We start from the raw sequence: 22,052 nt of genomic DNA, 5'->3' as shown, positions 1-22,052 counted from the left end.
TGCCGAAACGCTCCAGCTTTGCCGTCGCCCAATTCGACACGCTGCGTTTGCGCCTCATCAAGATCGCTGCGCGGGTGGTCGAGATGAAGACGCAAATCCGCCTGCACCTGCCGACATCCTGCCCCGACCAACGCATCCTGCGCATCGTCCTCGATCGCATTCCGCGGCTCGCGACATAACGATGGGGCGCAGACGCCCCGAAACGAACCCGCCGACCGCAACCTGCAAACCCCACCTGCCATCACGACGGATCACCGCCGGCGCCTGACGCGGCTCGCGGAAAAGCGCCCAACAGCGGCCACATCGCCGCTTAGGCCGCCAAAACCTCATCGCCGTGCATCAAGGCGGCTAGATGAGCACGGAGGAGGCGTACTTTTCAGCCAGCGAGTGGTGCGAGTTTACCAAGTAACCGCAGGGCTGCCGACGATCTATATCGCAAAGCCGGACGAAAAGCGTTTCTGGACACGAAGCGCGGGATTGCTCGACGGCGACGAAGTCGCGCTTGATCTATTTACCTGGCTGGCGGCGAGCGAAAAGCCAGGCGTGGAAGCGGTCCGTTGACCGGCGCTGGAATTATGCCCGAAATCCGACCTGCTGCGGATCCGCTGTTCATTGCGCTCGCGCGCGCCTGGATGTCCAACCCCTCGCAACAGCTTATCGGGCTGGTATGGGCCGGATATGAGGATATGCGCGCGTCACCGCCTGTAGTCGATGGTCGAGATCTCGAGCGCAGCATCACTCAGCTTCTCGAGCCGCGCATTCGCAAGGCTATGTCCGGCGACGAACCCTATTATGTCCAGCATGGTCCTTTCGAGCGCGAGACAATGCGTCCGCCGCCTGCTCAACCACCGCAATATGACTTGGCTTTCGTGCTTCGAGCCGATGAGCGCATCATGTGGCCGCTTGAGGCCAAGGTCATGGAGACGCCGCGACAGGTCGCCCATTATGTCAAGGATATCCACGACGAGTTCCTGACATGCCGGTACGCTCCTTTTTCCAGCTCCGGAGCGATGCTCGCGTATCTCCTCGATGGCGAAAGCACTGACGCTCTAGCTGCGATAGAGGTGTCGCTCGGTTGCAATCTTGAACCTCTCACCGAGCATCCCGGCAGGCCCAGCCGGATTTCTCAACATGATCGTATCGTACCGCCAGGCAAGAGCTATTCCGCCCGCTTTGACTGCTATCATCTTGTCCTATGCTGGCCCGGCCTCGCCCGCTCGAGAAACCATATCAGCTAATGAAACGTGTATTTTTCGACGAGAGTGGGCAGACCGGCACTCCGACCTCCCGCACGCGGTTGACAATGCCGCTCGCAGGCCGGCCAGTGAAAATGTTGATCAAGGCCATCTCATCCGTTCCTCCACCGCGTCCACTACCTGCGGCACGTAATGGAGAAGATCATCAAAGATGCAACAGCACCGTCGCCACGCTGATCGCGAGCGCCACCATGCTGGTGAGCACGACGATCGCGCCCAACGCGAATGCCAGCGCTGCGACCCAGTCGATGGGCCAGTCGTACCTTGCGGTCATGGTCGCTCCTTTCGTTGCCGTCCATCGGATGCCGGTCTCTGGTCCGGCGTCGTGCTATGCGCAACGTCGGGGCTGGATGCGGGTACGGCCGACCGATGCGCCAGCAGCACCCGCTCTGCCGCGCCGTCGAGGTCTTCCAGTTGACCGTTGTTCATCGACCAGAGAAACGCGGCGAGCCCGACAAGGCCCATTCCCAGCGCGACCGGCACCAGCCATACCAAGTAGTTCATGATGCCTCCGCCAGTAGTGGTTGCGAAGCGATTTTGGTTTCGTTGTCCGGCGTGCTCCGTCGCGGATTGAGACGCAGCGCATTGGCGACGACGAGGATCGACGATGTCGACATGGCGACCGCCGCCATCAGCGGCGTGACGTAGCCAAGAACTGCCACTGGAAGGACCAGCACGTTGTATGCGACCGCCAGACCGAGGTTCTGCCTGACCAGCCTCGCTGCCGCCGTCGCTATCCCTATCGCCTGCGGGACAGCTTTAAGGCTTGGACGCTGGAAGACGAGATCCGCTGCGCTGCGGCCTATGTCCGCCGCGGATGATGGCGCCATGGAGACATGGGCTGCGGCCAATGCGGGAGCGTCGTTCAGGCCGTCGCCGACCATCAGGACGCGGTGGCCCGCCGACCGAAGCTGTTCGAGACGGCCGACTTTCTCCGCAGGCATCATTCCGTTGCGCACCGTCCCGATTCCCAGCGCCGCGGCCACCCTCTCGACTTCGACTGCGCGATCGCCGGAGAGGATTTCAGTTGGCATTCCCAGGGATGCGAGCGTCGCGACAGCGGCTGCCGCCCCCTGGCGAATTTGGTCGGTGGTGGCGAACCAGCCCGCAGGACGCCCGTCCTTCGAGAGCCACGCCGAGGCATCAGCATCGACGGAGACCGAACCGGTTGGCCTGGCCCATACATGTCGACCGAGGCTGTAGAGGCTCCCGTTCACGCGACCCTCAACACCGAGGCCAGCGACCTCCCGGAAATCGCTGACGCCGGGGCGGAGGCCGGCCGGGCAGAGGTGAGCGACCGCGCGCGATACTGGATGGCGGGAGAGCGCGGCGAGCGCGGCGGCGGCTCGCAGATCGTCTGCGGCCACATCGTAGCCGGTCATCCGCGCAACGCCTGTCGTCAGCGTCCCCGTCTTGTCGAAGGCCACCGCGTCGACCTCGGCAAGCCGTTCCAGCGCGCTGCCGTCCTTGAGTGTGATCCCGAGGTCGAATAGTCGGCGCGCCGCCACGACCTGGACCATCGGCACAGCCAGTCCAAGCGCGCAGGGACAGGTAATGATGAGGACGGAAATCGCCACCGTGACGGAATGGTGCCAATCGCCCGTCAGCAGTAGCCAGCCTGCGCAGGTCGCGAACGCGAGGAGATGGATGACCGGTGAATAGAGCGCCGCCGCACGGTCCGCAATGCGGCGATACCGTGCACGGCCTTCCCCCGCCGCCTCCATCAGCCGCACCATGTCGGACAGAAAAGAGTCCATTGCGCGTCGGTCCGCACGGACGGTGAAGGAGCCGTCGATGCTCATCGTGCCCGACAACACGGCTGTTCCCGGTGACGCCCTTGCCGGCGCGGATTCCCCGTTCACCGCCGACAGATCCAGGCCTCCTTCGCCGGAGACGACCGTGCCATCGATCGCGATGCGGTCGCCTGGGGCCACGATCACGAGATCGCCAGGCGCAATTTCGGCAACGTCGCGGAACTCGCGGCTGCCGTCCGCCCTGACGACAGTCGCGCCTCGCGGCATCATCCGGGCGAGCCCCGTAACCGCATCGCGGGCCTTGCTGCGCATCGCATGGTCGAGCGTTCGCCCGGCCAACAGAAAGAAAGTCAGCGAGGTGACTGCGTCGAAATAGGCATGTGGCCCACCTGCGAAGGCGTCGTAGAGGCTCAATCCAAGGGCTAGAAGGATTCCAACCGAGATCGGCAAGTCCATGCTCGATGTCCGCTTCTTCACTGACTGCCATGCGGAGGAGAAGAAGACGCGGCCGGAATAGGCGACGGCTGGAACGGCAAGCAGAGCGGAGATCAGGTGAAAGGCGTTGCGGGTCTCTGCGTCCGCGCCGGACCAGATGGACACCGAAAGCATCATGATGTTCATTGCGGCGAAGCCTGCCACCGCGGTCGCACGCAGCAGGCGCGACATCTCCGGATCGCGGCCCGTCTCCGCGACGTCGCCGAGCGTCGCCTCGTAGCCGATCGCCGCCAGTGCGCGGATCATGGGCGGAGGCGAGACATCGCCGCGCCATTTGACGGCAACCCGCTTCGACGTCAGGTTGACGCGGGCCGCAACGACGCCGTCAAGCTTCCGCAACTCGCCCTCGATGGACGCGATGCACGCCGCGCAGCGAACCTGCGGAACCGAGAAGTCCGTCTGGAAAATGCCGTCGCCGAGATTGCGGCTGGCCAGCGCGATCTCGCTTGCCGGAATCGCGCGACCGGGCGCAAGCAGCAGTTCGGCCTCGGCTCCTGTCGCGCAGCAGCTCATCGTCCTAGTCCGCGATGCGGGCCACGGCCCTGTAGGAGTGCCAGGTGGCGTGTCCCAGAAGCGGGAAGATGACGATCATCCCGACGAGGCCAGTCGCCACGCAAACGGCGAACAGGACGAGTATCATCGCTCCCCACGCCACCATGGGCCAGATATTGTTCCAGACCAGTTTCATGCTGGTGCCCATCGCCGTCATGGCGTCGACACGACGGTCCAGCAGCATCGGCACGGAGAAGACGCTGACGGCGAAGGCGAACGCCGCGAACAGGCCTCCGACCGCCGTGCCCACGATCAACATTGTCCATCCATAAAGAGTTCCGAAGAGCATGCCTGCGATGTGATCGAGGCCCGGGAAGGCAGTGACACCGAAGAAGAGCGCGTAGAGAAGCACCGCCGCGCGCATCCATAACAGCATGAGCAGGCACAGCAGCACGCCCGTGAAGAACACCTGCGGGCCCGAGCGGGGCCGAACCATCAACATGTCCGCAAGATCGGTTTCTCGCCCTTCCTCGATCGCCTTGCTCTTTTCGTAGAGCCCGATGGCAAGGAACGGCGCGACGATCATGAATCCGGCCAGTGCCGGAAACAGGATGTAGTCGCGACCGAAGGCCACGAGGGTCCAGGTGAACGCCCAGGAGAGAACGAACACGCCGAGGCCGTAGGCCAGGCTGGATGCCGGACGTGTCCAGAGATCGCGCCATCCGGCCGACAGCCAGCGGAGGCCTTCGAGCAAGGGCAGTCCCCGGTTCAGGCGCGGGTCGCGGGTCTCCCGGATGTCGGAGGTCTCGCTGAGAAGCCAATATGACTTGTCGCTCTCGCCCATGCTTGTCTCCCTCAGCACGCCGACTTGGCGGCGCGGTAGCCATGGCCGTCGCCTGCGGCTTTGGAGTGCGCGACGCAGTCCGGCTGCGACTGTATCGCCACGTAGACCAAATGTGCGTTGGCTCCTGCAAACAGCAGCAGCCCAGCAGGGACGAGCACCCAGGCCAGCCATGTGCGTTTCATGAACGTGGACACGCGGGCGTTCATGGCTGCCGCGTCCCCAGATCGTGGACATAGAGCGAGAGCATGCGGATTTCCGCGCCTGTCAGCCGCTCATCCCAGGTCGGCATGTGGCCCTGTCGTCCGCCATGGACGGACGCGATAATCGTCTGCATGTCGCCACCGTAAACCCAGTAGGCGTCGGTGAGATTAGGCGCGCCAACATCGCGGTTGCCCTTCGCGTCCTCGCCGTGGCAGGCGGCGCAAGTTGTCGCGAACACCTCCTTTCCAGCCGTAATCCGTTCGAGGGCTTCCGGCGTGGAGTAGTCGGGATTGGTCAGCGAATAGACATAGGCGGCCACGCTCCGCACCTGTTCGCGCTCCAGCATCTCGTCACGGCCGAAGGACGGCATCTGCGCGATACGGCTGTCGGGATGCTGCGTGTTGATGCCGACGCGCATCGTCTGTTCGATGAGTTCGGGGCCGCCGCCCCACAGCCAGTCGTCATCGGTGAGATCGGGGTAGTTCGCGCGACCCCGGCCATCGCTGCCATGGCAGGCGGCGCAGTTGTCCCCGAACAGCTGGCGACCGGTGCTGCGGACGATCCGCATCAGGCCTTCATCGGCGAGAATGGCGTCGTAGCTCTCGTTCTCGATGCGCGCCGTCCAGGCCGCTCTCTCGCGCTGGCCGTCGACGATCTGTTCCTCGACGATCTGTTTCTGGTCGAAGCCGAGCAGGCCTTTGGTGTATGTTGTCCCCAACGGTCAGGTGGGTGCGAAGAACCACCATGCGATCGCCCAGATATGGGTGACGATCAGGAACAGCAGCACACCGCGGGGTACCGGCGTATCCAGCTCCTTGAGGCCGTTCCATTCATGGCCGGTCGTCTCCCGGCCAGTGACGGGGTCGCGCTCGTTTATCGCCATGGCTTGTCGTCCCGGTCGAGAATGCTCCGCTTTGCCCTGTCGAAGCGCTTTTTGTTGGATGGCCAGAAGGCGTAGACGATCACCGCCAGAAAGAACGCAAACAGGTAGAACAGGCCCCAGCTCTTGGAGAGAGCGACGAGCGTATCGTGATCGATATCCATCATCCTGCTCTCCTCAGTTTTCGGGGTTTGGCGCTATTTCGGGGGCCGCTGTGTCCTGATAGGCAGCGTCGGTCAATCGGCCGAGTATCTGGAGATACGCCACGAGGGCATCCATCTCCGTCACCTGCGTTGTCACTCCGTCGAATGCGCGCACCTGCGTGGCCTCGCCGTAGCGCTCGGCGACCCCGGCGGCGAAGTCACCGTCCGGAATGGCTTGGCCGTATGCGTCGCGCGCTGCGTTCTCGACCATCTCGGCTGTGTATGGAACGCCAAGCTCGCGTTGCGCCTCCAGATGGTCCGGCAGGTCTTCCATTCTCAGAGGTGTCCGCGCCAGCCAGGCATAGGCGGGCATGTTCGATTCAGGCACGACGTCGCGGGGGTTGGAAAGGTGCGCGACGTGCCAGAAATCCGAGTACTTGCCGCCGACCCGCGCGAGATCGGGTCCCGTGCGCTTGGAGCCCCACAGCATCGGACGGTCGTACTGCGACTCCACGGCAAGCGAGTAAGGTCCGTACCGCTCGACCTCGTCGCGCAGGGTGCGGATCATCTGGCTGTGGCAGGCATAGCAGCCCTCGCGCACGTAGATGTTGCGCCCCGCCAGTTCGAGCGGCGTGTAGACCCGCGCCGATCGCGGCCGTCACGAGGTCCGCCCGCGAAGGGACCGCAGGTCCGCGAACCCGGGGGGATCAATCGGAAGAAGGAGAGACGTCGCAGCCGGGCCGGAACGGCAGTGGAGGACGGCATCGCCGTTTCGCGGAACGAGGACCGGAGCAGGACCACCGATCGTGACGGCTGCGATTCCGCCGGTCTCGCCATGGGTCTTCCTGTTTCCCTTCCGCTCCTCGGTCCCGCGCAAGCCGGCGGCGTCTGCCGCAACATAGAAAAAGGCCGGCACCCATCGGGTCCGACCTTTGGAAACTCGGAAAGGAAGGGCGGAGCCGGAGCCCCGCCCGCGGCCGCTATCCGAGAGCGGCAATCTGGAGGTCGGCGGCCTGCCGGCTGACGGTCTGGCCGGGATTTTCGGCCTGCCGCTCATAGGGCTTCCAGCTCTCGCCGACGATGTGCTCGTAGGCCGCGACCACGCCCTCGGCCGCCATGCGAAGAGCATGGGCCTGGATACCCATGTCGGCGGCGAACTCACGCTTGCGCTGGGCGGCGCTGTCGAACCCTACCGGTCCGTCGCGATCCTCGTCGCGCATGTCGTTGGCGAGCCGGGCGGTCGCGTCCTTGGCCTCGGTGACGGCCTTGGAATAGAACTGCCCCGCCCCATAGGCGGACCCGACATGGGAACCGACGATCCGCTGGAGATGGATCTGCATGGCCTTGTCGGAGAGCCCATCGGAGAGGGTGTCGGCGCTGTCGATCAGCGTGCGCTCGTGAAAATCCCGGATACCGTCGCTGTCGAGGACGGCGAGCCCGAAGCTCTCGGAGATGAGTGCGGCCTGGTTGGCATCCGGGCAGCACAGGCGGACCATTTCGAGTGTGGTGCCCTTGCGGAGTTGGACGACGCGAGCCTTGGTCTTGGTGGAGCGGTTTGAACTGGACATGAAGCAATCCTTTCTAGCGATGCCCTTCGGGCGATCCGGCCCCGTGCCGGTCTTCCCTGCGGGTGCGGTCGAAAGGAACCGGCGGAAGCTGGACGCTTCAGGGTCCGGGGCCTGCCAGGCGAGCAAGGTTGGCTTGCGGACAAGCGGGGCTAACAGCCCTGCGCGGAACGCGGGCCGGCCTTGTCGAGATCGGCGGGCTCCGGCCGCATCGCGGCGCAAAGCTATAGCGGCCTTGAAGGGGCCAGCCGCCGGTTCAGACCGCAGCAAACCCGCCCGGAAGACCGGCACGGGGATGGTTCCATGAGACCGGCTCGCGAGAGGATCTCCGACTGATCAATCCGCTCTGCCGGCATCACGGCCGAACTGCCTCCACAGGGCTCGGGCCGGATATCGCCCCGCTACCCGCACAGCCCTCCACACACGGTTCCCGGACAGGACTGCCCTCCCGATCGCAGGTCGGGGCTCGCGGAACCGCGCATGGAGATGCGCTGCGAAGAATCAGGCCGCGCGGAGGCCAGCCATATCCAGCTCCGGATCGACCTCCGGCAGACCGTGGCGGCGACGGAAGGCGGCGATCGCCGCATCCTGGCGGACGAGCTTGCGTGACAGCCCCTCGACCTCGCGGTGACGGGAGAAGGCCAGCTCCGATAGCGTGGCCTGGTAGAGCTGCTCGTCGGCATGGCTCCATGTCGACCTTGACTTCCGGTAGTCGGGTGATCTGGCGCGGAAGGTGGTCATCAGGCGCTCCGCGCGCGCCGCGATCTGCCGCTCGATCAGCCGGAGATGGGCATGCGTCTCCCGGCGGGCAGCTTCCATACGCGCCAGCATGGCGATGTGCTGGGTGGTCGTCATGAGGCGACCTCCCGCAATCGTCTTGGCGTGCACGTCAGGGATCTCGGCCAGACATCGGGATACCAACGCCGGATGGTCTCCTCGGCGCAACGTTTCTCGAAATCGGTGAAGAGATCGGGAAAGGCCTGCGCAACGGCCGCCCAGCAGCAATCCTCCTCGTAGAAGCCGTCGACGCTTCTCAGATGGGGGTGGACCGCCCTCCCCTCGACGACGTCGGCCGCCACGGTGTCGGCCGATACGGGCTCGAGCACTGCGTTCGGGTATCTATGGGATTGCAACCAGACCTCCGCGTCCTGGCGGCTAGCGGCAAGATAAACGAGTTCAGCGCCCTCGCCGGCGCGGTCGAACACCCGGACCGAACTCGGTGCGGGCCGGGAGGTCACGGCGAAGTTCAGGCCGCAATCGACCGAAAATCTCTTGTGGACGCGCAGCACGATGACGCCGCCGCTGCCATAGTCGCCTTCATGCAGCGTGAACTGCGCGGGCGATGAATACTGCGCGGTCTGCCGGGCGGGCGTCTTGCGGATCAGGCGACCGCCGCCGTTGGCGCTCTCCCAAGCCGAGAGCTTCTTGCGATGACGCTCCGGCGGGCGCGGTGTGCCGTCGCAGTAGCGGATGACGGAGCCGAGCGGGGCGAGATCGTAGATCAATTGAGCGGACATTGTGGTCTCCAGTGCTCTTGATGAAAACAGAACCGCCGCCGGCGCGATTGCCGGCGGCGGGATGGATCGGAGGAAGTGGATTTGCGGCCTACTCGGCGGCGACGCGCCAGGCTTCGGTGTCTTCGACGGCGTCGCCGTCATCGACCGGATGATCGTGTGCCGTGGCCTCGGTCCGGTCGCCGTCGAGCTCATCGACTTCCGGCGCGGTGCCCTCGTCCTCGTCCGGCGCGGCATGCCGGGCCGCCCAACTCGTCAGTTCGGCGACGTCGGGCGCGAACAGGGCCGAGGCATGGACGAACGGGCCTGCCTTGAAATGCTCGACAAGGGCGGCGCGCGTGTCTTTGACTCGGGCACGTGGCAGCACCGGCGTATCCTTGCAGGACGCTTCCAGCGCCGGCCGAGACAGGCACGACATGAACTCGTCCGTGCCCATATTCGGCAGGAAGTCGTCGGCGCCAATGGTATCGCCGGCGACCCGAGCGACGATGCCGCTGTTGGTGCGGTTCTCGCGGCACGAGAGGACCTCGATCAGAACCTTGCGGGCGGCCTGATGGAGCGTCTCACGGTCGTAGTCGAGCCTGCCGCCTTCCCCGAAAAGAAGGGCTGCGTGGCGCTCCAGCCGCGCGTGGCCATAAACCGTGTCCGAGGAACCGGAATCGACGGAGACGTTCCTGCCCGCAAAGGCGAGAACGAGCAGCGCCATCAGCGTGTCCTCCTCGATCGGCGCGCGGGCGAGCGCCTCGTGCAGCGCATCGGTGCGGAAGTCCCCGACCATCTCGATCCCCTTGCGCGTCACGTCAGGGCGGGACTTGGCAGCGACGAGTTCCGTCTCTGAACCAGCTGCGTCGGCTGCACCAGCCTTGCCCTTCGGCTTCTTCGCCTCGGGCATGCGATAGGCGACCGACTGCACCTTGCCCTCGCGGTCGAGATACATGGCAGTATGGTCAGACTTGCCAGCTTTGCCAAAAACCCGCTCGGCCTTCGGCGGCAGCTTGGCTTCGCCCCACTGGCCGGCCTCGACGATTGTTCCCCGCTTCGGAAGGTTGTTCGCCATCCATTCCTGCTGCGCGCCGAGATAGGCGTCGACGTCGGTCGTGTAGCGGCTGTCCTCATCGGCGGGAGCGAACAGATCCTCGACCCAGGCGATGCCGTAGCCTTGGGCCAGATCGTCGCCGAAACTGGCATGTTTGGCGAACATGCGGGTCTTGGTCAGACCCTGCACGACAGCCCACCATGAGACCTGAGGATCGGCCTTTGACGGTTTGTGCTTCTTCCAGATCTCTTTCTGATCCTCGAGTGCGGCGGAAGCGATGGTGCGGAGCTGGCGCTCATCGGGCATGTCGCCCTTGGCCATCTGGTCGAGCATCGCCGGCAGCACATTCGCCAGCAGCCGCAGCTTCTTGATTTGGCGGACCGGCAGCGCCAGGGCGATGGCGATCGCCTCCTCGGTCCAATTGAGTGCAACCAGGCGCTCGATCGCCCGCCACTGGTCGACTGGATTGAGCTGCTCATGGGCCAGCGTCTCCGCCAGCGAACGCATGGCGCCGCCGTCCTCGGAGCGCTCGATCACCAGCACGGCGATTTCCTCAAGGCCCGCCGCGATTGCCTGCTTCACGCGACGATGCCCGGCATCGATGACATACCCGTTGCCGCTGTTCGGTTCCGGCGCGACCACAGGCGGCTGCACGATGCCGACGGCCTTGATGGTGGCCAGCAGCAGCGCATCGGCCTGCGGGCTCGACTTCGAGCGCCGCGCCTTGTCGGGATTCTCGGTCAGCGCGCGCGGATCGATAAACTTCAGTTCCATTGGGATGCTCCGTTTCGGTTGCGGACCACGCCGATCGCGGGTCCTTCTTCGTCCTCTTTCCGAAGACATCCCCCGGCCCGCGGAGCGGACGGGCCGGTGCAACTGCCTGTCGAGCATCCCTGCCCGGCAGGCCAAGCGGGGCTATCAGCCCTGCGAAGGACGACGCGGCCGGGATCGCGAGCCGGGCGGTTGAGCGCCAGCGTCAGCGGTGCGGCCGATCCGCGAGGAGGGTTTCTTTCCCTCCCGATTTCATCAATTTTCCTCTACATTTGGAGGTTGCGGCTGCATGCGGATCGTCCCGCAAAAGCCGAGATTGTTGTGAAGCAGAAGTTCGGTCCAGTGCACATGGCTACCATCTAGTCTCGCACACGCCGCCCAACGGTGTTCCCGACGCCATGCAGGCTGCTTCCCTCTGTAACGCCAAGTGACCGGTAGTTCCTCCTAAGGAGCCCGCCACGAGCGATCCGCTTGGTTTACATGTTGCTGTTGCGCTACAGTATAGCCTTGGGGGCTCTCATGCACATTGAAGCACTGCGGATTCGGAACTTCCGTCGCCTGAAAAATGCTCGGATCGATTTTGAAAAAGACATTTCAATCTTCGTAGGGGCGAACAACAGCGGCAAGACTTCGGCCGCCCATGCCATAGGCCTCTTCTTGGGCGACGAGAATGAGGGGCTGACGGTCCACGACTTCAGCATCGACACCTGGGATGCGATGAACGCCTTCGGCAACGAGGAGCCCGATGCCGAACTGCCGACCATCTCGATAGACCTATGGCTGTCCGTCGGAGAAAGCGACCTTTACCGCGTCCTCGAACTTCTCCCGAGCGTGAACTGGCAGGGTACTGTCGTCGGCGTGCGGGTCGAGTTCGCTGCAAACGACCCAGCCGGGCTCCTTGCGCGGTACAAGGAGCGGCGGGCAGCTGCCCTAGCTGCAGTGGCTCCATCGGATGAGGGAGCGGGACCCGCGTTCGACCCCTCCCCTAAGAACATGCGCGAGTTCCTCGCGACGAACATCAAGCGCGAGTTCGGACTGCGCTATTTCGTGCTGGATCGGAGCAAGTTCGATCCGGATTTCCAGCCCGTCGGCGAAGACACGCCACAACCCTTCGACCGCGAACGCGGTAAGCAGGGCAAAGACGTGCTCGCATCGCTGATCAAAGTGGACATGCTCTATGCCCAAAGACATCTGTCGGACACAGCGGGCGGGGCTCGGGCCGAAGACCTGACCAAACGAATAGGACGGATCTACGCGAGGGGGGCGAACGAGCGCGGAAATCATCCAGAGGCGCTACGCGCGCTGATGGACGCCGAACAGCTCTTCAACAAGCATCTCAAGGAGATCTTCGAGCCGTTCCTCGCCCAAGTCGGACAGATGGGCTATCCCGGCGTCGCCAACCCACGCCTCCTCATCAAGTCAACCCTCAACCCGATGGTGGTGCTGACCGCGGCCGACGGCGCCCAGGTGCACTATGCGCTGACCGAAGTGGGCGGCGACGGTGGACTGACCCTGCCCGATCGCTACAATGGCCTGGGTTACAAGAACCTCATTTACATGGTCATTGAGCTCTTCGATCTGCACTCGAGATGGATCGGGATCGAGGACAATCGGCCGCTCCTGCACCTCATATTCATCGAAGAGCCAGAGGCGCACCTGCATATGCAACTGCAGCAGGTCTTCATCCGCAAGGTACTCGACATCGTCAGGGTCGAGGGCGAGGCGGCGGAATACGCGAAGAGCCAGGTCGTGGTGACGACGCACTCCTCGCATATCCTCTACGAGCGCGGGTTCGTGCCCGTTCGCTACTTCCGACGCTCCGGCAACGGTGTGGCGCAGCAGTCCGAGGTGCTCAACCTATCACGCTATTACCAGCAGCTAGGACCGCCGACGAGCGAGTTCCTTGTGCGCTATATGAAGCTCACGCACTGCGACCTTTTCTTTGCCGATGCGGCAGTGCTGGTCGAGGGCAATGTCGAACGTCTCCTGCTCCCCGAAATGATCGCGATCGCCGCGCCCGGCCTGCAATTGACATATCTCAGCGTTCTCGAAGTCGGTGGTGCCTACGCCCACGTGTTTCGCTCATTGATCGAGTTCATCGGCATCACCACCCTGGTGCTCACTGACATCGACAGCGTCCGCGGGCCAAATGAGGATGCCGCGGCGGAGACGGCCGCCGAAGCCATTGTCGCAGCCGATCCTGATGCCGCAGCCGCTGCTACCGCGGTCGATCCTGCTCTCGCGGCCGAAGACGATTACGACGAAGACGCCGCCACGGCCTGCGTCGTCGCCACACCGGGCGCGGTGACGTCGAACCGGACCCTGATCGAATGGCTGCCTGCAAAAACCAAGATCGCCGATCTTCTCGCCGTCACGCCCGAGCAAAGAACGCAGAACGGCACAAGCGTCCGCATCGAGTATCAAAGTGCCATTGAGCTTACCTGGAAGGGTGAGACGAAGGCCGTGGTTGGGCGCACGCTGGAGGAAGCCTTCGCGCTCGAAAACTTCGACTGGTGCCAGAGCGTCGAGAGGAAGCCGCTGGGACTTCGGTTCAGGGGAGCCGCCAACCTGACGATCGACGAGGTCGTCGAAAAGGTCCACAAGCGTGTCACTTCGTCCAACTTTAAAAAGACCAATTTCGCGCTCGGCCTGCTGGAGCAGGATCCCAAGAGCTGGAAAGTACCCCGATACATTCGCGAGGGGTTGCAGTGGCTGGAGGCGACGGCGGCTCCCCCTCCCCCTCAAGCCGGGGCCTCAATTGAGATCGACCTTGTCGCCGACGGTGAGGGGGTCGTCGTCGAGCCCCCCACAGGGCCGCCAGAGGAGGCTGGAGTGTGACAGTTCGAGTCAACCAACCTGACACCGACGCCGACAAGGAGCTCAAGGCATGCCTCGACGAGAAGCCGATCCACAGCTTCATCATGACAGCGGGCGCCGGGTCAGGTAAGACCACTTCCTTGGTCAAGGCTCTCGCGCATCTGGCGGCAACCAAGGGACCGACGCTTCGCCAGAAGGGGCAGCGGATCGCCTGCATCACCTATACCGAGGTGGCTGTCGGCGAGATCTGGGGCGACGTCGGCAACGCTCCGCTGTTTCACGTCTCGACTATTCACAGTTTCCTCTGGAACATCGTGCGGCCGTTCACCAACGACATCCGAGAATGGGTTCGCGGGCGCATAAACAAGAAGATCGCCGACGCCAAAGAGAGGCTCGAAAGGCCAAAGACCCAGGCAGCAACCAAGACGAGGCTAGAGGCCGACCTCGTCCGATACACAGAGCAGCTCGAGGCAATTAAGTCCATCGCGCGCTTCACCTACGGCATCGGCAGTCACTACTCGGAAGGTGTGCTCGGCCACGACGACATCCTCAAGATGGGACCGGCCATGATCACGGACAGCGTCCTGATGCGTCGCCTGGTTGCGGACCGCTTTCCATACCTCTTCGTCGATGAGAGCCAAGACACCGATCCTGCCGTCGTCGACTCGTTCCGCCTAATCGCGCGGGACCATGACGGCCGCTTCTGCCTCGGTTACTTCGGCGACCCCATGCAGAAGATCTACATGACAGGCGTCGGGCCAATCGAGATAGAGGACAACTGGGTTTCGATCACCAAGCCCGAGAACTTCCGCTGCCCGCGGCTAGTTCTCGATGTCGTCAACCGGATACGGGCTGAGGGCGATGGCCTCGAGCAGACCCGCGGCAAGATGGTTGAAGCGGATGGCCAACTCGTCTCGGTTCCGGGAAGCGCAAGGATATTCGTACTGCCGGCGGACGGCGCCCGGAGCCAGCGCCTCCAAGCCGTCCGCCAGTGGCTCAGCGAGACGAACGGCGACGAACGATGGCGCGATGACTCGCTCGACGGCGGCGTCAAGGTCATGGTGCTCGTCCACCGCATGGCAGCGCAGAACATGGGATTCCCCGACATCTATGCCGCGCTCAACGACAATGGGTCGGCGAGCCTCAAAGACGGTCTGCTCGACGGATCTGCCTGGGTGTTGCGCCCCCTCCTGCAATACGTACTGCCGATTGTGCGGGCGAGCCACAACGGCCATACCTTCGCTGTCATGAACCTGCTGAGGGCCACTGCCCCGGCGCTACAGGCCGATAGCATCAAACCTCAGACGGCCCGACAAGCCTTGGACAAGCTGAAGGCCGACATCGACGACCTCGTCGCGCTGTTTGAACGGCCTAATCCCCCAACGACGCGCGAGGTCCTGACGCTGATCCTCGAGCGCGACCTCTACCCCATCGATGAGCGGCTCAAATCGCGCCTCGTCGGCTTGCCCCTCGGCGTCGACGCAGGAGAAGGCTCGGGCGATGACGCAGCGGTTGCGGCGTTCTTCTCCTGTCCCGCTCCGCAAATGTGGGCATATGAAAATTACGTCATGAGGCTGTCCCCTTTCGACACCCATCAGGGGGTCAAGGGTGCCGAGTTCTCGCGCGTGCTCGTCGTCCTCGACGACGCGGAGGCAAACTACACGCTGTTCTCGTACGGCAAGTACTTCGGCGTGACGTCTTTGTCCGCCACGGACACGGCAAACATCGCGGAAGGCAAGGAGTCAATTTTGGATCGCACCAGGCGCCTCTTCTATGTGTGCTGTTCGCGCGCCGTCGGCGACTTGGCGGTCGTGCTTTTTGTACCGGAGGCGGACGTCCAGCAAGCAGCAACGAATGCCAAGGAGTTCTTCCGTGCCGAGGACATTCTCATCGCGGCTGACCTAGCCTAAAGGGTCGCCGAATAACTGCTCGGGGCGAACTGGTCGTGTCTATGCCGGGTCAGCGCTTCCCCTTTAAATGCTGGAGGACGATCCCACAGGGGTTGAACTCTCGGCCGTCATCTGTCGCAATATTGGTCTTTGCGTTCACGCCGCCTGACGGGTCGCACCATCAGTCACCCCAACCACAAGGTCGGGATTGTTATCCGCGCCGGCGGCGAGATCGGCCTCGAGATCGGCCAACTGCTCCCGCTTCAGTTGAAGCTCAGCTTTGAAGGCAAAGGCTTCACCAATACGTGGCTGATAGGAGGCTAGACGCCGGCGGGCATCCTCCAGCCGACAGCGATAATTGTCCTGCTCGCCCTCGAAGTTCGAAAGCGTATGCTCGAGGCGAGCAATCGCGCCGAGCGGCGTGACCGTGACGGGAAGCTCGATCTCGAAGTCGGCGCCGGTGCGCATCAGCATCGTGGTGTAGCGATAGCCGTCCCGGCCGAAGCGCTCGCCGCAATATTCGATATCGAAGCCAGCAATCGACGCGATGACGGTCTCACCCTCTTGGCTGAGCTGCACGAGGGTGAGGATTTCCTTCATCAGCGCGCGGCCGGCGAGCTTGCGCTCGGCGAACGCGGTCCCGGTAACGGTCATCGTGAAGGCATCGGCGGCGGTGGGCACCAGGCGCGCGATGTCCTGTCCGATTTCGGCAATGCGCCGGCCTGACAGCTCGATCTCGCGCTCCGCCTCGCGGACCTGCCGGCGAATGGCGTGCTGGTCGTCGATATGGGCGGCATGGAGCCGGTCGAGACGGGCGATCTCGGCCTCGAGCCCCGCCTTTTGCATCAGGCGCTGATCGCCCGATGCGATGGCCTTGGCCATGGCGAACTGGTTGGCCTGCCCCTCTCCCATGTCCTCGAGGCGTCGAATGGACGTGTCGCCCGAGAGCGCCGCCGCGATGAAGCGGGCCTTGCGCTCGTTGTTCTGCCACATGGTGGCGTCGAGCGAACCAAGCGTCGCATAGGCATAGAGCCCGATTTCGTCGTGCTGGTTGCCCTGGCGGATGATGCGGCCCTCGCGCTGTTCGATCTGGGAGGGGAGCCAGGGAACGTCGAGGTGATGGAGCGCCTTCAGCCGCGCCTGCACATTGACGCCGGTGCCCATGGTCTCCGACGAACCGATCAGGATACGGACCTTGCCGGCATTGAAATCGTTGAACAGGCGCTGCTTGGCTTCGGACTTCTTGAAATCCTGCATATAGGCGACTTCCGATGGCGGAACGCCGAGGCCGACCAGTTCGTCGCGGATCCAGCGATAGGCCGAGAAGCCGCGGGAGGCTTCGACATTGATGGTGCCGAGATCTGAGAAGATGAGCTGGCCGGCGCCGGACTTGTCGAAGTGCTTGCCGTCCTTGCGAAGATATTCGTTCTCGGCCGTCTCCTGCCAGATGCGGAAGGTGTTTTGGACAAGCGCGTTAAGCTTGTTGCCGTCCTCATTGTCCATGGCCGGCATGACCAGGCGCAGGTCGATCGCGGCATGGCGGCCGTCGGTGATGACCGAGAGCAGGATGTCGTCGCCGGGCTGGGCCGGCCCGTCGCGCTCTTCGATCGACTTGATGCGTTGATCGAGATGGCGCTGATAGGCCTTGAAGGCCGGGGTCGGCTCGGCGGTGATGATCTGGCGCTTGCCGCCGGCGATCTTCGGGACCTTGACATATTTCCGCAGGTCGGCGGGCTGCACCACGTCCGCGAATGACCGGAACATGGCGATCAGCTCGGGGACGTTGACGAACTGGGCGAAGCGCGTGACCGGCTTGTATTTGCCGGACGGCTGCAACTCGAGTTCGGTCGAGGTGTCACCGAAGGTCGACGCCCAGGCGTCGAATTCATGCAACCCGCGTGCGGCGAGCGCGGCATTATCCATCAGCCGCTGCGCGGTGAACATTTCGCCGAGCGTGTTGGTGATTGGCGTGCCGGAAGCCAGTACGAGCGCCCTACCCGGATTTTTCGTCTCGACGAACCGCGACTTCACATAGAGGTCCCAGGCCCGCTGCGAGCCATTGGGATCGACGCCTTTCAGCGTCGACATGTTGGTGGCGAAGCTGAGCTTCCTGAACTCCTGCGCCTCGTCGACGATGATCTGGTCGACGCCGATCTCCGATATGGTGAGCAGATCGTCCTTGCGTGTCGACAGCGCCTCCAGCCTTTCCTTGTGCCCCTCCTTCATGCGCTCGATACGCTTGCGCGAAAGCCGGTCCTCGCGGTCGACCTTGGTCAGTAGTTCCTCATAGGCCTCGAGCTCGTCCTGAATCATTTGGCTCTCGAAGGCCGAGGGAATCGAAATGAAGCGAAACGCCGAACGGGTGATGATGATGGCGTCCCAATTCGCGGTTGCTGCCCGCGACAGAAAGCGATGCCGCTTCTCCTTGACGAAATTGGTCTCGTCGGCGACCAGGATGCGCGCGTTCGGATAGAGCGCCAGGAACTCACGTGCGGCCTGCGCCAGGCAATGGCCGGGAACGACCAGCATGGCCTTGTTGATGAGGCCGAGCCGGCGCTGCTCCATGATCGCCGCGGCGATCGAAAGCGTCTTTCCGGCGCCGACTGCGTGGGCGACATAGGTGGAGCCGGCCGAGATGATGCGCCAGATTGCACGTTTCTGGTGCCCATAAAGAGAAAAGGCGCCCGAGGCGCCTGGAAGCCGGAGATGGTCCCCGTTGAAGTGTCGCGGGGCGATGTTGTTGAAGGTGTCGTTGTAGAGCCGCGCCAATCGGTCGGTGCGATCGGGATCGCTCCAGATCCACGTCTGGAACGCCGTCTTGATCTTCTGCAGCTTCTCCTTGGCCGCCTCGGTCTCGACCGTATTGAGGACGCGCCGCTCGGTGTCGCCGTCCTTCACCGTATCGAAGATTTGCGGGATGGAGGAATTGAGCGCGTCGGACAGCAGCTGCCCGGCATCGCGACGATGGGTGCCCCATTCGGTCGTGCCGGCCGCGCTCCAGCCGAGCTGGCGCGCACTGACCGTCCAGCATGCAAGTTCGGGCGTGTGATGGATGCTGATGACGGCATCCATCGTCTGCTTGACAAAGGCGATGATGTCGGTCGCCGGAATCCAAGGGGCGCCGAGACGGGCGGTGATGTCGGAGGGCCGAAGATCGGCGGGCTGTACGCCCTTGAGCGCTTCGACATTGCGCGCAAAGGCTGGATCGAGCGCAGCGGCGGCCTCAGCGGCAGCGAGCTTGGAGCGAACGGCACCGGAGAGATAGGCATCGGCGGTTTGCCAAGCGCCAGACCCCGGGTCCTGAAAGATCGCCTGCCCCAGCTCGTCAACTACATCTGCGACATCACGATGCAGCAATTCCGCGATGTGATCGGCGTCAACATGGCCACGTTCGTTCAGCACGACGGCGAGAGCATCGGCGGCCGACGTGATGACCGGCGGCGGCGGCGGCGCGATTACGCGCTCGGTGAAGACGGGCCCGGGTTTAGCCGTGTTGGTTTCGAGGTCGTAATCCTCGATCGACGCCACCAGCCAGCAATCGGGATCGTCCAGGAACGGCTGGATGTTCGGGCGGCGATGCGTCTCGCGCACCTCGCCGGATTCCTCATCCTCCGTGGTCGAGACGGTAGTGAAGTTGATCGGCCCGAACGCGCGCACGAAGTTCGACCAGGCAATGCGCAGCTTGACCTGCGCCGGCTTCCACGGCCGGTCGCACTCCTGGGCCTTCAGCACCTCGCGCACCGCGTCACGGATTGGGATCAGCTTGCGGATGATGCGGGCGTGTTTCTCCGGGACACCGTCCGAACTCCTGCCCTTCCTGATGGCGATGGTCACGGCCTCGCCGTCGACCAACTGCATCAGCGCCGTGTTCTTGCCGATGAAATAGCTGCCCTCACGGATAGAGGCCTCGCCTGCCGTTGCGACATCGGGTACGCCCTCGTCCTCGGCGTCATCCTCGATGTTTTCAGGTTCCCCATCATAAAGTGCTTCCGGAAGGGCAAGGACGGCCGTGGCTAGGGCTGCATCGAGATCGACGCCGGCGCGCGGAAGGCAGGTATAGGTCTCGTCGGGACCGTAGATGCCGCGCCGCAGGGCGTGGTCTCCCAGCACCAGGTCGGGATGTTCGGCAAACCAGCGATTGACGCGGACCGCGCCCTCATCCTCGGTTGCGGGACGGACCTCGACAAGGTCGAGCCAGGAGGCGTCGCCGACGGCCTCACTATCCCGTCGCTTGCGGAAGAACAGGATGTCAACGACGACATCGGTTCCGGCATCGGCGTGGAAGCTGCCCTCGGGCAGGCGGATGGCGGCGACCAGATCGGCTTGTCGTACGATGTGCTCGCGCGCCCTGCTATCGGCCTTGTCCATCGTGCCACTCGAGGTGACGAAGGCGGCGAGACCTCCGGGCTTCAGCCGGTCAATAGATTTGACGATGAAGAAGTCGTGCAGCCTGAGCGAGAGGGCCCGGAAGGCCTGGTCGCTGCGTACGATCCGGTCGGAAAACGGCGGATTGCCGATCGCCAGGTCGAAATGCCGCGGCAGGTCGATCCGGGCGAAATCGGCATTGAGGATCCTGCCGCGCGGCTGGAGAAGCCGGGCAATGCGGGCGGTGACGGGGTCGATCTCGATCCCGATCACATGCGAAGCGTCCCGCAGATCATCGGGCACCAGCGCTGGAAACAAGCCCGTGCCGATGCCCGGCTCGAGCACGCGGCCGCCTCGCCATCCGAGACGCTGGACCCCCGTCCAGATCGCCCGGACGATGTATTCCGGGGTGAAGTGCGCATACTGGGTGCAGCGGGCCAGCGAGGCATAGTCGCAGCTGTCGATGGCGTCCTCGAGGTCGGCGCCGATGTCCGCCCAGCCCTGGCGAAACCCCAACTCTCCCGGGCGACGAAACACGCCGTTGGCAAGCTCGGAAGCGCCGAAGCCGGTGAACCGGATCAGTGCGACCTGCTCGTCGACCGAGGCCGGGCGCTGTTCATCGACGATCGAGGCGGCGAGCCGGATCGCCGCGACGTTGTCGCGGGCTCGCTCCCGCCAGGATCTGGCGAGGCCGCGTATGCCGGCGAGATGGAAGTTCTCGCCCTTCGGTGCCCGGTGCGAGGGTTGCGCGTCGGCCGTGGCGGGCACGGCGGGCGCAGGAGAGTGCGGGGCAGGCTCGTCATTGTCCGGATCGTTGGCCGGACCGTCGGAAAAAGCGGTCACGCCAAGGCCGAGCCCTGAGGAAAGTGCCGTATTGCCGAACAGGTCGAGCGTGAAGGGGTCGTCATGGGACACGGGATAATCTCCTGGAGTTGTGGCGAGCGCGATCACGCGACCAGCGTGTGCGGCCGCGTGAAAAGCTGGCGAGGTTTGGGATGGGCTAGCGGGTGATGAGCGACAGCGAGACGTCCGTCTCGGTCAGTTGCACGCGCAGATGCGTGCAGCGCATGTTGCGATCGAACAGCGGGATCAGGTTTTCAGCGTCGAGGAACTCGATGCCGTCGTCGCCGCCGAAATGCCGGCGCTTGTAGTGCCACCAGTCGGGATTGCCGACCGGGTGGCATTCATCCGAATAGACCACGAGAGCGCGCTCACCCTCGGCGAGCTTGCCGTTGGAAAGGATATAGACCCCCTGGTCACCCACCAGCCAAAGTCCCGGCTTTTCATCCTTGCCGGTCTTGATGCCGTAGTAGGGATTGCGAAATCCCCCATTGGCAGCGGCATCGGCTATACCGCGCTCGATGACCTTGCGAACGCCGAGAATAGGAAATGTGAACATGCCAGCCTCCGATCAGGCTGCAATTGCGGCGGGCAGGTAGCGAAGATGGACCGGTAGCTTGGCCTCGATCTCGGCGTCGGTCAGATCGTCCAGAAGCTTCAGGACTGTCCCTTGGTCGCCGCCATAAACCAGCACGGTTCGCTTGTCCTGGTCGGCCTCGGGCCACCGCTCGCCGGCATAGCCGCGATAGTCGGCATGGGTCGTGCTCCAGATGTGGTCGAGCCGCTCCGCGCGCGTCATGGCTCGGACGGGGCGGGATTCCCGCTCGACGATCACATCGCGCATGCGCTCGGCCGAACCCTTGGCGTACATATCGCAATAGGCGTGGAAGTAGCGGGGCCGCCCATCGATCGAGAGTGCGAAGAAGACGCTGGTGATCGAGCCGGTCATAAACTCGCGCAGCGCGAACATGTCGCCGCGAATCCAGAGCGGCGGCAGGATCTCGAACATATAATCATGCTCGGCCCGGCCGATCTCGAACCACTCCCCGTCATAGAGGCTGCCGGTGAGGCGTGCCTTAATCATCGGCGCCTGGCCGTGGCGGTCGAACATGTGGAACATCTGCTGGCGCGTGGCGACGCCCTCGAAGACCTTGCGGAAGGGAGGTTGGGTGATCATGACGGCTCCTGTC

Annotated in this window: 17 protein-coding genes and 2 pseudogenes; 4 read left to right on the top strand and 15 right to left on the bottom strand. The window is 63.9% G+C overall.

Annotated features, from left to right (window positions below):
* Positions 1-179: transposase (locus tag IQ26_RS31715; RefSeq protein WP_208760260.1), on the top strand; the 179-nt coding region annotated here is incomplete at its 5' end.
* Positions 180-557: 378 nt separating this feature from the next.
* Complete coding sequence (locus IQ26_RS31705) at positions 558-1,238, top strand: hypothetical protein (protein ID WP_208760259.1); 681 nt, start codon at positions 558-560, stop codon at positions 1,236-1,238.
* A gap of 163 nt (positions 1,239-1,401) precedes the next feature.
* On the opposite strand, the gene IQ26_RS41140 is transcribed toward IQ26_RS31705, so the two are convergent.
* The 12 genes and pseudogenes from IQ26_RS41140 to IQ26_RS31650 all read right to left on the bottom strand — a co-directional run bounded on the left by IQ26_RS41140 (position 1,402) and on the right by IQ26_RS31650 (position 10,954).
* Positions 1,402-1,530: a hypothetical protein gene (locus IQ26_RS41140; RefSeq protein ID WP_276316450.1), complete on the bottom strand. Its 129-nt coding sequence runs from the start codon at positions 1,528-1,530 to the stop codon at positions 1,402-1,404.
* The gene (gene ccoS, locus IQ26_RS31700) at positions 1,527-1,760 is read right to left on the bottom strand and encodes a cbb3-type cytochrome oxidase assembly protein CcoS (protein ID WP_145722323.1); all 234 of its coding nucleotides are present in this window, start codon (positions 1,758-1,760) and stop codon (positions 1,527-1,529) included. Before ccoS ends, IQ26_RS41140 begins: the two co-directional genes overlap by 4 nt.
* Positions 1,757-4,018 (bottom strand): heavy metal translocating P-type ATPase, encoded by a 2,262-nt coding sequence (locus tag IQ26_RS31695; RefSeq protein WP_145722322.1) that lies wholly within the window; start codon positions 4,016-4,018, stop codon positions 1,757-1,759. The genes ccoS and IQ26_RS31695 overlap by 4 nt, the downstream gene beginning before the upstream one ends.
* A 4-nt stretch (positions 4,019-4,022) precedes the next feature.
* Positions 4,023-4,841, bottom strand: a complete 819-nt coding sequence (locus IQ26_RS31690; protein WP_145722321.1) for a DUF2189 domain-containing protein — start codon at positions 4,839-4,841, stop codon at positions 4,023-4,025.
* An 11-nt stretch (positions 4,842-4,852) separates the two neighbouring features.
* Entirely contained in the window at positions 4,853-5,047 is a 195-nt protein-coding gene (locus IQ26_RS31685; RefSeq protein ID WP_145722320.1) for a hypothetical protein, read from the bottom strand.
* A pseudogene (gene ccoP / locus IQ26_RS31680) lies at positions 5,044-5,925 on the bottom strand (cytochrome-c oxidase, cbb3-type subunit III). Before ccoP ends, IQ26_RS31685 begins: the two are co-directional and overlap by 4 nt.
* Entirely contained in the window at positions 5,916-6,086 is a 171-nt protein-coding gene (locus IQ26_RS31675) for a cbb3-type cytochrome c oxidase subunit 3 (RefSeq protein WP_145722325.1), read from the bottom strand. Before IQ26_RS31675 ends, ccoP begins: the two are co-directional and overlap by 10 nt.
* A gap of 13 nt (positions 6,087-6,099) precedes the next feature.
* Positions 6,100-6,708, bottom strand: a pseudogene (gene ccoO / locus IQ26_RS31670) (cytochrome-c oxidase, cbb3-type subunit II); the annotation flags it as partial.
* A 337-nt stretch (positions 6,709-7,045) separates the two neighbouring features.
* Entirely contained in the window at positions 7,046-7,633 is a 588-nt protein-coding gene (locus IQ26_RS31665; RefSeq protein ID WP_145722318.1) for a hypothetical protein, read from the bottom strand.
* A 498-nt stretch (positions 7,634-8,131) separates the two neighbouring features.
* Positions 8,132-8,485: a hypothetical protein gene (locus tag IQ26_RS31660; RefSeq protein ID WP_145722317.1), complete on the bottom strand. Its 354-nt coding sequence runs from the start codon at positions 8,483-8,485 to the stop codon at positions 8,132-8,134.
* On the bottom strand, positions 8,482-9,147 hold the full coding sequence (locus IQ26_RS31655; RefSeq protein ID WP_322791172.1) for a DUF7007 domain-containing protein: 666 nt from the start codon (positions 9,145-9,147) through the stop codon (positions 8,482-8,484). The genes IQ26_RS31660 and IQ26_RS31655 overlap by 4 nt, the downstream gene beginning before the upstream one ends.
* 88 nt (positions 9,148-9,235) lie before the next feature.
* Complete coding sequence (locus IQ26_RS31650) at positions 9,236-10,954, bottom strand: ParB N-terminal domain-containing protein (RefSeq protein WP_145722316.1); 1,719 nt, start codon at positions 10,952-10,954, stop codon at positions 9,236-9,238.
* 516 nt (positions 10,955-11,470) lie between these two features.
* Between IQ26_RS31650 and IQ26_RS31645 the strand changes: the two genes are divergently transcribed.
* Positions 11,471-13,789, top strand: a complete 2,319-nt coding sequence (locus IQ26_RS31645) for an ATP-dependent nuclease (RefSeq protein WP_145722315.1) — start codon at positions 11,471-11,473, stop codon at positions 13,787-13,789.
* Positions 13,786-15,678, top strand: a complete 1,893-nt coding sequence (locus IQ26_RS31640) for a UvrD-helicase domain-containing protein (protein WP_145722314.1) — start codon at positions 13,786-13,788, stop codon at positions 15,676-15,678. The genes IQ26_RS31645 and IQ26_RS31640 overlap by 4 nt, the downstream gene beginning before the upstream one ends.
* A 135-nt stretch (positions 15,679-15,813) precedes the next feature.
* Here the strand turns inward: IQ26_RS31640 and IQ26_RS31635 are convergent, their stop codons facing one another.
* The 3 genes from IQ26_RS31635 to IQ26_RS31625 form a co-directional block, all read right to left on the bottom strand.
* Complete coding sequence (locus IQ26_RS31635) at positions 15,814-20,937, bottom strand: helicase-related protein (protein ID WP_145722313.1); 5,124 nt, start codon at positions 20,935-20,937, stop codon at positions 15,814-15,816.
* An 85-nt stretch (positions 20,938-21,022) separates the two neighbouring features.
* Positions 21,023-21,421 carry a DUF3085 domain-containing protein gene (locus tag IQ26_RS31630; RefSeq protein ID WP_145722312.1) on the bottom strand — a complete coding sequence of 133 codons (399 nt, stop codon included), beginning with the start codon at positions 21,419-21,421 and terminating at the stop codon, positions 21,023-21,025.
* Between the two features lie 12 nt (positions 21,422-21,433).
* Positions 21,434-22,039 carry a DUF1419 domain-containing protein gene (locus IQ26_RS31625; RefSeq protein ID WP_145722311.1) on the bottom strand — a complete coding sequence of 202 codons (606 nt, stop codon included), beginning with the start codon at positions 22,037-22,039 and terminating at the stop codon, positions 21,434-21,436.
* Positions 22,040-22,052: the final 13 nt, after the last annotated feature.

Origin of the sequence: Mesorhizobium tianshanense, from assembly GCF_007830515.1 — a bacterium.
Lineage (GTDB): Bacteria > Pseudomonadota > Alphaproteobacteria > Rhizobiales > Rhizobiaceae > Mesorhizobium > Mesorhizobium tianshanense.
Note: the sequence above shows the minus strand (reverse complement) of the source record. Positions and strands in the feature narration are given on the sequence as shown.

What these genes read in the sequence shown, in the direction of transcription:
- IQ26_RS31665 (WP_145722318.1), bottom strand. Translation starts at nt 7,633, where the DNA reads ATGTCCAGTTCAAACCGCTCCACCAAGACCAAGGCTCGCGTCGTCCAA.
- IQ26_RS31660 (WP_145722317.1), bottom strand. Translation starts at nt 8,485, where the DNA reads ATGACGACCACCCAGCACATCGCCATGCTGGCGCGTATGGAAGCTGCC.
- IQ26_RS31690 (WP_145722321.1), bottom strand. Translation starts at nt 4,841, where the DNA reads ATGGGCGAGAGCGACAAGTCATATTGGCTTCTCAGCGAGACCTCCGAC.
- IQ26_RS31675 (WP_145722325.1), bottom strand. Translation starts at nt 6,086, where the DNA reads ATGGATATCGATCACGATACGCTCGTCGCTCTCTCCAAGAGCTGGGGC.
- IQ26_RS31655 (WP_322791172.1), bottom strand. Translation starts at nt 9,147, where the DNA reads ATGTCCGCTCAATTGATCTACGATCTCGCCCCGCTCGGCTCCGTCATC.
- IQ26_RS31650 (WP_145722316.1), bottom strand. Translation starts at nt 10,954, where the DNA reads ATGGAACTGAAGTTTATCGATCCGCGCGCGCTGACCGAGAATCCCGAC.
- IQ26_RS31645 (WP_145722315.1), top strand. Translation starts at nt 11,471, where the DNA reads ATGCACATTGAAGCACTGCGGATTCGGAACTTCCGTCGCCTGAAAAAT.
- IQ26_RS31625 (WP_145722311.1), bottom strand. Translation starts at nt 22,039, where the DNA reads ATGATCACCCAACCTCCCTTCCGCAAGGTCTTCGAGGGCGTCGCCACG.
- ccoS (WP_145722323.1), bottom strand. Translation starts at nt 1,760, where the DNA reads ATGAACTACTTGGTATGGCTGGTGCCGGTCGCGCTGGGAATGGGCCTT.
- IQ26_RS41140 (WP_276316450.1), bottom strand. Translation starts at nt 1,530, where the DNA reads ATGACCGCAAGGTACGACTGGCCCATCGACTGGGTCGCAGCGCTGGCA.
- IQ26_RS31695 (WP_145722322.1), bottom strand. Translation starts at nt 4,018, where the DNA reads ATGAGCTGCTGCGCGACAGGAGCCGAGGCCGAACTGCTGCTTGCGCCC.
- IQ26_RS31630 (WP_145722312.1), bottom strand. Translation starts at nt 21,421, where the DNA reads ATGTTCACATTTCCTATTCTCGGCGTTCGCAAGGTCATCGAGCGCGGT.
- IQ26_RS31685 (WP_145722320.1), bottom strand. Translation starts at nt 5,047, where the DNA reads ATGAACGCCCGCGTGTCCACGTTCATGAAACGCACATGGCTGGCCTGG.